Origin of the sequence: Parenemella sanctibonifatiensis (assembly GCF_002250565.1) — a bacterium.
Classification (GTDB): Bacteria; Actinomycetota; Actinomycetes; order Propionibacteriales; family Propionibacteriaceae; genus Parenemella; species Parenemella sanctibonifatiensis.
Window position 1 is genome coordinate 1 of record NZ_NMVJ01000005.1, and the last position, 1,043, is coordinate 1,043.

Genomic DNA, 1,043 nt, shown 5'->3' on the forward strand with positions numbered 1-1,043 from the left:
TTCGAACTCTACTGGAGTGAGTTTGCCGAGGCGTCGTTGGCGACGTCGGCGGTGGTAGGACTTCTCGATCCAGGTGATGATGGCCAGGCGTAGCTCGGCTCGGCTGGCCCACGGGTGGCGGTTGAGGACGTTCTTCTGGAGCAGGGCGAAGAAGCTCTCCATGGCCGCGTTGTCGGGACTTGAAGCGACCCTGCCCATGGATCCGGTCAGGTCGTGGTCTTTCAGCTCTGCCACAAATGCGTGGGCCCGGAACTGGCTGCCTCGGTCGGAGTGGACGATGCAGCCGGCCACTGGTCCGCGGCGCTGGACCGCCATCCGCAGGGGGTTGATCGCGATCCGCTTCTTCATACGGGCATCAATTGAGTACCCTACGATCCGGTTGGACCACAGATCCTTGACCGCACACAGATACAGCTTGCCTTCGCGGGTGTGGTGCTCGGTGATGTCGGTCAACCACACCTTGTTCGGTCCCTCGGCGCTGAACCGGCGCTGCACCAGGTCGTCGTGGACCGCTGGTCCCGGCTTCTTCCATGATCCGTTCCTGACCGAGTGGAACGCTCGGATCTGCTGCAGCTTGCACAGCCGATGAACCCGGTTCTCGCCAGCACTGATTCCCAGCTGGGGCAGGTCATCGGCGATGAGTCGGTAGCCCAGCCCAGGATCCTCTGAATGCAGGTCAATCGCTGCATTGATCAGGTGCGCATCATCCCAGTCTCGTTGCGAGACCGGGCAGGCACGCCACTGATAGTAGGCCTGACGGGAAAAGCCCAGCACGCGACACGAGACCGCTACCGGGACCCGGATCCGTGTCCCCTTGGCCCGAGCCAGATCAGTGACCAAGGGGAACATCATTTTGGGTTGACGTCACGAGACAGGTAGGCGGCTGCCCGGCGCAGGACCTCGTTCTCCTGCTCCAACAACCGGATCCGCTTCTTCGCCTCGCGCAGCTCGGCCGCGGACCGATTGTCCCCGGCCGGAGCATCAGCACGGTCAGCTTTCGACAGCCAGTTACGCAGGCAGGACTCGCTGATCCCGAAGTCCTT

1 protein-coding gene is annotated in these 1,043 nt (G+C 62.8%); it reads right to left on the reverse strand.

Annotated features, from left to right (window positions below; all coding sequences use genetic code 11):
• Positions 1–1,043, reverse strand: a protein-coding gene (locus CGZ91_RS04630) for an IS3 family transposase (protein ID WP_229116435.1) whose coding sequence is annotated in 2 segments (ribosomal slippage) — positions 1–854 and positions 854–1,043 — 1,044 coding nt annotated over the 2 segments. Because the reading frame shifts where the segments join, the coding sequence is not laid out codon by codon here. This gene is flagged as partial in the annotation.